The following is an 8,377-nucleotide window of genomic DNA, read 5'->3' as shown; positions in this document are numbered from 1 at the left end:
AGGGGCGTTTTTTATTTGAAGATAGGTGAATACACGGTGTTGTACTCTTTTTCACTTTATTCTTCACACGAAAAAACATGCAGGATTTTATGCAATTTCGGAGCGGGAAATAAAATGGCAAATTTGCCACAATCCTTGCCATTTGGGCATTGCATAAAATCCTGCATACTCCATAATTTCGGAGATTGCGAGAAACCCAGTGCCCATGCGGATGCCCTGGGCATGGCTACTTCCGATAATGAGATGTTATGTTAACTTCACATGTATGGAATATACATTCAGTTCACACAACACATCACCTCTTCCGAATGGTACAATAAGGATTGAGCCTCTCTCTGAACGGGAGGGGTTTGTTCGTATCCGATTGAAATAGTCTAGGTGGGGAGCCTAGTTTCGAATGATGTTGATTGCAAGCTTATTATTCGTAAAAGGAAAAAGCTACCCATAATGAAATGGATAGCTTTACTGGAGTTTGTATATGCTCCTTGCCGGCACTTTTAGACTGACAGGAATGCATTCCTGTCAGTCTAAAAGTGCTAATTATAGTATGCTTCCACGGATTTGAAACTATTCACAAAAGAAAAAAACTATACACCATTAGATGTATAGTCTTTTCGAGAAAGTTGGGTTTTGTGTACTTCACTGTAACTTTACTTAAAACTAACCTAAACGCTTAACACTTCTACAATATAGGTGTCCTAAGCCTATGGAATTGTTGAGTGTACGCTTATTATGCTCCTTTTGCAAAGTATTATTCTAAAAGGCTATACATCATTAAATGTATAGCCTCCCTGGAGAACTTGAAAAATGAAATTTGCTATTGTCAATGCAGTCGTCGCCGAAGCTCTTATCAGAGCCTAATTTTAGTATGTGATTTGTATTACGGATTATTCCAAAAAGAAAAAACTATAATATCTTCTAAATACTTCCGCTTTCGGGGATTATGTCAACATTCATTCTTAAACAGGTGCAGCAAATAGGCCATATTTATCGTTTGAATTTATCAGCCAAAGGGAAAGATACTCATGTCATGATAACTTGGCAGAGGAGGTATGAAGAATGGATGTTCCATTAACATCAAAGGAAGTCATTACTCAGATCCAGAGGTTATGGAATGAAGGGCAATCTTTGCGTAAAAAACAGGTAAAAGAACTTTATCCTGATTTAATGCGAAGTGCTTTGTATTACTACCCAAGTTGGCAACATGCTATAGAAGAAAGCAACGTAAGTTAGAATATCTAATGTACATAAAGACGTGAAAATAACATAAACTCAGATACAAAAAGCCATCCTGTTTGGATGGCTTTTTGTGATTATTAAGGTTTTAACATTTCCCTTGCTTTTGGTCTGTCGGCTTGGCGAGGGATCCACAACAAGCCGAAAAAAATTGTGCAAGGACAACGGAGAAAAAGAAATGGCGATAGCCATTAGGCGACGATTAAGGAGCCGACTTTTTCTTTGTTGAGGGTGGAGATTTTTTGAGTGGTTTTCTCAAAAAATACTACCCGTTCCTTGTGGAATTTTTAGCTTACTGGGAGGGGGGGCAAGGGGAAAAGTTCCCCTTGCGGGTTTGGGCGGCGCCCAATGGTTTGCCATGCTCTGGCATGGCTCGGCGGAAGCCGAAAAAAAGCGTCGCAGACCCCACACTTTACGGAGTAAAGTATAGTGGGTTATACTTTACATGGAAGTTTTTGCCGAAATCTAGCCCCGAAATAGAGGGTGAAACGAGGGGGATTCCTGCATGAGTTTTGCGGTTTGCCGGATGCAAAAAATGAAATCTCACGACCTAAAAGGGATGCAGTTTCATAACCAGAGAGAACGTGAGAGTAAAACGAATCACGAGATTGATAAAAGCCTTCCCATTAATCAGGGAAAGGCTTTTTTATTTGTCCCTTTTTACGGCCACGATTTCATAACCAATAAGATCCGCAATTTTCACAAGGTCCCTTACTTTCAGAGCATTGTTATTTAATGCGGAACGTAATGTGGAAGCTGGCACTTCTAATTGCTCTGCTAGATCAGCCACGCTGGAAACATCCGCCTCAGCCATCATGATTTTTAGGGCTTTCTTTTATGATGACGAGGAATATCAAGAAGAAGAGGATGCAGCAATATATCAGCAGGAAGTCAAAATTACGTGGTGGAATGACTGGTATGATTAAACCTTGTAAGAACGAAGGGGTTGCTATTCTAGCACCTCCTTCCTATATTTTCATTGAACTAGATTGGAAAACAATGCTAAGATTGAGGAAATAAATAGTGCGGATAAATGGAAAAACGCCTTATTCTCTCCTCCGACCAAAGAATCGAGAATAAAGCGTCCCGTAAGAAGCTCAAAGGGCATAGTATACCCTTTTTTAAACATGTGTTATTAGCAACAGTTTAGCACATAGTTTTTTAGAAGGTCAATTCTATCCTTTCGAGACTTCTTACCATTTTTCGCAACTCCAAAAATGGAAAAGAGGTCTTTTTATTATGTCAAATGTTAAAACAATTAAAACTAGTAACTATGTACAACTACATAACAAAGCTGGATTGGATAAGGAATTAAGCGCAAAAGCAAAAGGAATCTTATTTACTGCAATGGCGCTTCCTCCAGAATACGAAATTAACAAAACAACCTTTCATAATTTTTTTAAGGACGGACGAGACAGCATTAAAGGTGGTATTGAGGAATTAGTAATGAAAGGCTACGGTTTCCACGAGCAAATAACAGGTGATGGAAAATTTGATGCTATTACTCTTATTTCAGATGTTAAGTTGACTATGTTAGCAAAGTTAGATGAGGATGAACTGGATACATTTGTTCCTGAGGTATCTGATGAGCTGCGCTATGCTTTGCAACGGATCCGCGAAACAGGTTTAACGTACATCGGCAAAACTCATAACGCGGCTGTAGTGGCGAAAAGAAAAGAGAAGAAACAAGAGGATACTTTCGTAACTGAAAATCAGTCGCGGACTACCGTAACTGAAAATCAGTCACGGGAAATCCGTCACGGGAAATCAGTTAGAAATAAAGAAGTTGAACTTAAAAAGGTATATAAAGATTTTGAAGAAGAAGATATTACTACCGTAATAACGGAATCTGATGTAATTAATCTTATGCATTCACAAATTAAAAAACATGAGATAACCAATGAAAAGACTATCAAAGCTATTTTGGACGTAGCAGAAGATTGTAGAGCAATCGGTACTACGAATACACAAGCAGCAAAAAGCTACGTTAAAAAGGTTGTAATAGATATGATGAGACAGCTAGGACAAAAACAGAAGGTTAAGCAGCCAAAACAACGTACTACACATAAAGAGCAACTTCCAGAATGGTTAGAGGAGCAAAAACAGCAGTCCCAGGAACCTAAAATTGAAGTTATAGACCTTGAAGAAGAACGTCGTCGTTTGGAGGAAGATCTCAAGATATACAAAAAAGCATAAAATACAGCTTTATTTTCCTTCTTGTGCGCTTTTTTAGCTAACGTCGAGTAAAACTACCTATCTACGAAAAATACGCTTATAAAGGACAATAGGAGCTTTAAAATGAATCTCTTTTGTACTCCCTACTTCCAATGCGATATGAGCCAACATAAAGGTGTAGACAATATCTATACACTATACCTATACATTATTGGCGCTTCAATTTATGTATGGATATAGTGCACACTTGAAATTGCGCTATACCGCCGCCCGAACGCCCCATTTCTATTCGAGTTCTCGTCTCCACACCTCATACCAACTTCGTCGGCATGAGGTGTGGAGAACATACAAATGGGGCGTTCGGGATAGATAGAGGGTAAATGTAAAGAGAAAGAAGAAAAGAAGAATAAGAGATAAGAATGAAAAAGGAATATACAAAGAGACAAAATGAGAGAAAAAATGAAATGAATCAGGAATATGAATAGATAATGATGCTGGGATGTGGGGTTATATGGATGTTAAGAACAACATATATGGTGAGAAAAGATAGAGAACAGCTACAAGAAGGAATGAAAGGAGTGATGAAAGTGATATGGAGAAAAGAGAAAAGAAAGAAAAATACATAGAAAAAGAGAATAAGAGGACAGCCCCTGCAGGAAAAACGAATTGAGAACAAGTTGCTGTGCAACTTCGCAAATGATAGATACGAAGTAACTGTATAATTGCGCTCTGTAATTTTTACAGGGAATCAGGATAACTAAAATCAGTTCAGAAAAATAAAAAAGGAGAGTAGTCAAAAACCACCCGTGATTACGGATGGTTTTTATTTGTTAGATCAACTAATTGTAATACCAGCACTTGCAAAACCTGTGACAGTGGAAACGAGGTTAAGACCTATTGGATCTATTGAGAAAACCATTAATAATTTATCACCAGGAGATACTGGTATTGCCGCTGGAGCGACAGCATTACGGTTTTCACCAATTCCAATGATTGGACCTAAGCTTGGGGTTAATAATACTGGGGCACCTACAGGACTGAAAATGCTACTATTTGGAGCTGCTAAATATAATTGTGCGCTAATAGTTACTGCTGCAGCGAGCCGAACTGTTACTGTAGTACTAAAAAAAGCCCCTATTGATGTGACTGTTCCAGCACGAGGAACTACAAACGCATAATCAAGGATTCCTCCGGTACCTAAATTTAGTGTGAATCCGGAGACGTTAACACTGTTTATAGAACTTCCAAATCCTAAGAGAGCACCGGTATTAGCTAGATTATTTAAAACAGTAGTTAGTACAACTGGGGTTCCTGAAGCAAAAGGGATAATAGCACCACCACCGCCTTGTGGTACCGAAATCGGAGGAAACGTAGCTGGAAACGCACAAGGAAACCAATAAGAATTAGATTTGCTATTTTTTGGGGACAAGAATAATCACTCTCCTTTCTCTATTAAAATTAAATATTTTTATATATTAATATATTAAATGAAAAATAAGCCCTTTTTTCTTGTGCGTTTATCCATGCTTGTCCAATAAAATTGATGATGAATACCCTATACATGTCAGGTAAACATAATCCGTGTTATCGGTAGTTAGTAGATCTAACACGATTTAAGTTGTTTCAATATTTCTTGTTGTTCAGTAAAATGTGGGCGGGACCCCTATATACAGAAATGTATCGGATTATATGCCTTTTAACCACAGCTACCGTTGCGTTGTTTTTGATTATTAAAACACATATAAATGTTGTAATAGGTCTCTGTCCCAAAGAGGTTGAAGCAAAAGGCGTACCAAGTGTATCTAACCCCGTTTTCACAACCTTCCAAGTAACAAAAAAATCCCCATCGGTATTCTCGGACCCATTTGAAATTGTAACACCATTTGGTTACGGTTTTTACTTTCTTACAGGGATATGGGAAAATCCACTTCCAACACACAGTCCAGTATGATTCAGTGGTAGTTATTTGCTCAGGCATAAAAGCACCTCTTTTCGTTTATGTGATACTAGTACTATATGAAAATGGATTCATTTTTCTTGTATGCTTGTCCAACATAATCCCTCATTATCGGAATAATAATATTTAATAGAGTTTATTTAATAGATTTATACAACTATCTATGGCGGGCTTGTTTGTATGACATATACTATAAGGAATTCATTAGAAAGGAGTGAAAATAATGCTACCTAAAGTAGCTGCAAATGTACATTTGGCCCTGATGAATACAAGACAAGCTATTTTCTTTGCCAAGAGTGCCTTAAGCATATTTCAGCAGCTTATACCACCTAATCCAGTTAAAATAGCACTATACGAAGCAGCCATTGATAGCCTCACAACTGCTTTTATTACCATCCAAACCTTCCTGACTGATCCTGATCTTTCCGACGATTCTATCATTCCCCTTAACCTTGTCTTTCCCCCTTTTGAAGATAACCAACTGATTATTAAAGTATCAGGAAACCAAACAGTACTGGCAATGGATAAAACCAACGATGCCATTAAATACATTGAAACAGCCCTATCATTACTTCGTGTTAGCGAAACTGATATTCCCCATTCTCTTGCTTTAGCTAGACTCGATTTAGTATCCACACGAGACGTACTGATTACAGTTTTAGAACCTTAAGAGTCAATACATGTACCAGCTTTTTTTATTAAGGGTTTAGAAAAGAAACATGCACGATTTGAGTATCTTTTATGTTGTACTACTACTTCGACAGTGGAAGAAAGAACAATGAATACCCTATACAAGAGGGGTTTACATAACTCGTCATTATCAGAATTCAATGTAGTTTTTCCTGCGTTTATTTTTGCATTAATAGATAATTTGTCCAGTCTAATAGACAAGCTATACATATACTAATATATCTTCCATATTACTTTCCATAAATCGGTAGTTTATAATGCAGTGAAATTAGTCGTTACATCAGGGGAAATTTTGGATTCCCTGATGTTTTTTATTCCATACATGTCAAATTAACATAAGATCTGAAAGAGTAAGTTAACAAAATCATCAGAAAGGATGTGTATTATCGTAGTGAGTGATCTTATTGCTACGCTCATCTCGTGGTCCTCAAGCACGGGTACGCTGACCTACAATGTTGAAGGCGTCGCACAGACAGCGAGAGTCGTGTCGACGACGAGAGTGCAGCGCGCACCGATCAATCAATATAGTTCTGGTGATCCAATCCTTCCCGTCATCCAGCGCTGGAACGCACTCATCACAGCGGGGAATAAGACCTTTGGTCCACTGTCGGACTCACCAAAAACTTTCAGTGGGATCATGACAAACCTCGTAGCCGCCAACACGGACATGCGTGTTCAGCTGAATACTAACAGTAATGTAGTGAAAGCCCTCTGCCCCGTTCCTTAGTCAGAACCTTCCTAACACTAACAGGTCGAATGCTTGTGTGTTCGGCTGTCGTGAAGGCGACGTGTCAGGAGTGGGGTCGATTCGGTAATGGGAGAAAGATTAATGAATATCCTATGCATGTCAGGTTAACATAACCACGCATTATCGGAAGTGGGAATCGCTAGGGATTCCCTGCCAAACTCTTGGGGCATCCCCATTCTTCTTACTTTCTGTCCAGTCCATGAAATTTCACGTTATGCATGTTTTTATACAATGTAGAAATGGCAAGGGTTGTAGCCGCCCTTCCGTTTTATTCCCCACTCTAATTTTGCATAAAATAGTGTGTATCCAAATCGTAGTGAAATTATCCATAGGGTGGTACACTATCCATATGTTACTATCCCTTTCTAAATTATATAGATCCAGTCGTACACCACGTCTGGAATCACCAAAAAACCGTGCTTACCATAAGCGCGGCTTTTTCTTTTTATCGGCTCCAAAAGTTCCACCACTTTTTTTGCTGTGTGGCTGCTGATTAAGTTTTCTCCTCTAACTTTCGTTTTCTACCCATTTGTGCGATAAATAATAAGTGAAGAACAACTTAAGAACAGGCAGGAGAACAAGAGAACAGCAAGAAATTGTTGTTATGACGCCTTTATTCTTCATTAGGAGAACACTAAGAGAATAGGAGGAGAACAGATGCCCGAACAGCATACCGAGAGGGCTTACTGGGGCAAAGACGTAGCAAAGCAATTAGGGATTGGCCGAAGCACTTTAACTAAATGGTGCCTTGCTTTGGAAAGTCAAGAGTATCCCTTTGTCAGAGGAGAGAACAACAGTAGAGCTTTCACAGAACAAGACATTTTTGTTTTAAAGCATATGAAAGAGCTTGTTCAAGTACGAAGTTTAACATTAGATACAGCCGTAAACGTTGTATTATCAAGGGTTGATCTTGATAAGAGAACAGGGGGTGTTCGCGAGGAGAACAGCTTGTCTCAAACTAAAAATAGCCATGCTCTTCAACCAAAAGAACAACTTGGAGAACAGGCGAACAAGGGAATGGCTCTCTTATTTCAACACATAGAAGCAATGGCAGCTGAATTTACAGCAATGAAACAAGAACTACAAGATATAAAAGCACAAAATGAATACTTGAAAGAAGCAATTCGTAATCAGGAAAAACAACAGGCTCAAATAGAATACGATCGTTCTAACAAAGAAAGCAGACGTGATGAGCAACTCATGTCACTTGTTCGTGATATGCAGGAAACAAAGAAAATGATTGCAGCAACAGAAGAAAAGAAAAGTTGGATTGCTAAATTATTTAGCAAATAAAAAACACCCCTCATCCGCCACTAGAGGGGCGTTTTTTATTTGAAGATAGGTGAATACACGGTGTTGTACTCTTTTTCACTTTATTCTTCACACGAAAAAACATGCAGGATTTTATGCAATTTCGGAGCGGGAAATAAAATGGCAAATTTGCCACAATCCTTGCCATTTGGGCATTGCATAAAATCCTGCATACTCCATAATTTCGGAGATTGCGAGAAACCCAGTGCCCATGCGGATGCCCTGGGCATGGCTACTTCCGATAATGAGATGTTATGTTA

8 protein-coding genes and 1 pseudogene are annotated in these 8,377 nt (G+C 38.6%); 7 read left to right on the top strand and 2 right to left on the bottom strand.

All coding sequences use genetic code 11. The features are described from left to right. The 3 genes and pseudogenes from EP737_RS26115 to EP737_RS24705 all read left to right on the top strand — a co-directional run. The coding region (locus tag EP737_RS26115) for a hypothetical protein (protein ID WP_205651020.1) at window positions 1-255 on the top strand (255 nt) is incomplete at its 5' end. An 804-nt stretch (window positions 256-1,059) separates the two neighbouring features. Continuing rightward, on the top strand, window positions 1,060-1,233 hold the full coding sequence (locus EP737_RS25865) for a hypothetical protein (RefSeq protein WP_165350930.1): 174 nt from the start codon (window positions 1,060-1,062) through the stop codon (window positions 1,231-1,233). A gap of 508 nt (window positions 1,234-1,741) precedes the next feature. Beyond that, window positions 1,742-1,849 (top strand): annotated as a pseudogene (locus tag EP737_RS24705) (plasmid recombination protein); the annotation flags it as partial. 33 nt (window positions 1,850-1,882) lie between these two features. Here EP737_RS24705 and EP737_RS24700 read toward each other — a convergent pair. Then, window positions 1,883-2,053: a helix-turn-helix domain-containing protein gene (locus EP737_RS24700; RefSeq protein WP_129732003.1), complete on the bottom strand. Its 171-nt coding sequence runs from the start codon at window positions 2,051-2,053 to the stop codon at window positions 1,883-1,885. 422 nt (window positions 2,054-2,475) lie between these two features. Here EP737_RS24700 and EP737_RS24695 point away from each other — a divergent pair, with 422 nt between their 5' ends. Next, on the top strand, window positions 2,476-3,432 hold the full coding sequence (locus tag EP737_RS24695) for a hypothetical protein (RefSeq protein ID WP_129732001.1): 957 nt from the start codon (window positions 2,476-2,478) through the stop codon (window positions 3,430-3,432). An 814-nt stretch (window positions 3,433-4,246) separates the two neighbouring features. On the opposite strand, the gene EP737_RS26995 is transcribed toward EP737_RS24695, so the two are convergent. Continuing rightward, window positions 4,247-4,840, bottom strand: coding sequence for an exosporium glycoprotein BclB-related protein (locus tag EP737_RS26995; protein WP_129731999.1), 594 nt, complete (start codon window positions 4,838-4,840; stop codon window positions 4,247-4,249). A 751-nt stretch (window positions 4,841-5,591) separates the two neighbouring features. On the opposite strand from EP737_RS26995, the gene EP737_RS24685 reads away from it, so the two are divergent. The 3 genes from EP737_RS24685 to EP737_RS26110 form a co-directional block, all read left to right on the top strand. Next, window positions 5,592-6,038 carry a hypothetical protein gene (locus EP737_RS24685; protein WP_129731997.1) on the top strand — a complete coding sequence of 149 codons (447 nt, stop codon included), beginning with the start codon at window positions 5,592-5,594 and terminating at the stop codon, window positions 6,036-6,038. 1,425 nt (window positions 6,039-7,463) lie between these two features. Next, window positions 7,464-8,099, top strand: coding sequence for a DUF3967 domain-containing protein (locus EP737_RS24680; protein ID WP_129732005.1), 636 nt, complete (start codon window positions 7,464-7,466; stop codon window positions 8,097-8,099). A 39-nt stretch (window positions 8,100-8,138) separates the two neighbouring features. Beyond that, window positions 8,139-8,377: hypothetical protein (locus EP737_RS26110; RefSeq protein WP_205651019.1), on the top strand; the 239-nt coding region annotated here is incomplete at its 3' end.

Source organism: Ectobacillus funiculus (assembly GCF_004138295.1).
GTDB classification, from domain to species: domain Bacteria; phylum Bacillota; class Bacilli; order Bacillales; family Bacillaceae_G; genus Ectobacillus; species Ectobacillus funiculus.
Note: the sequence above shows the minus strand (reverse complement) of the source record. Positions and strands in the feature narration are given on the sequence as shown.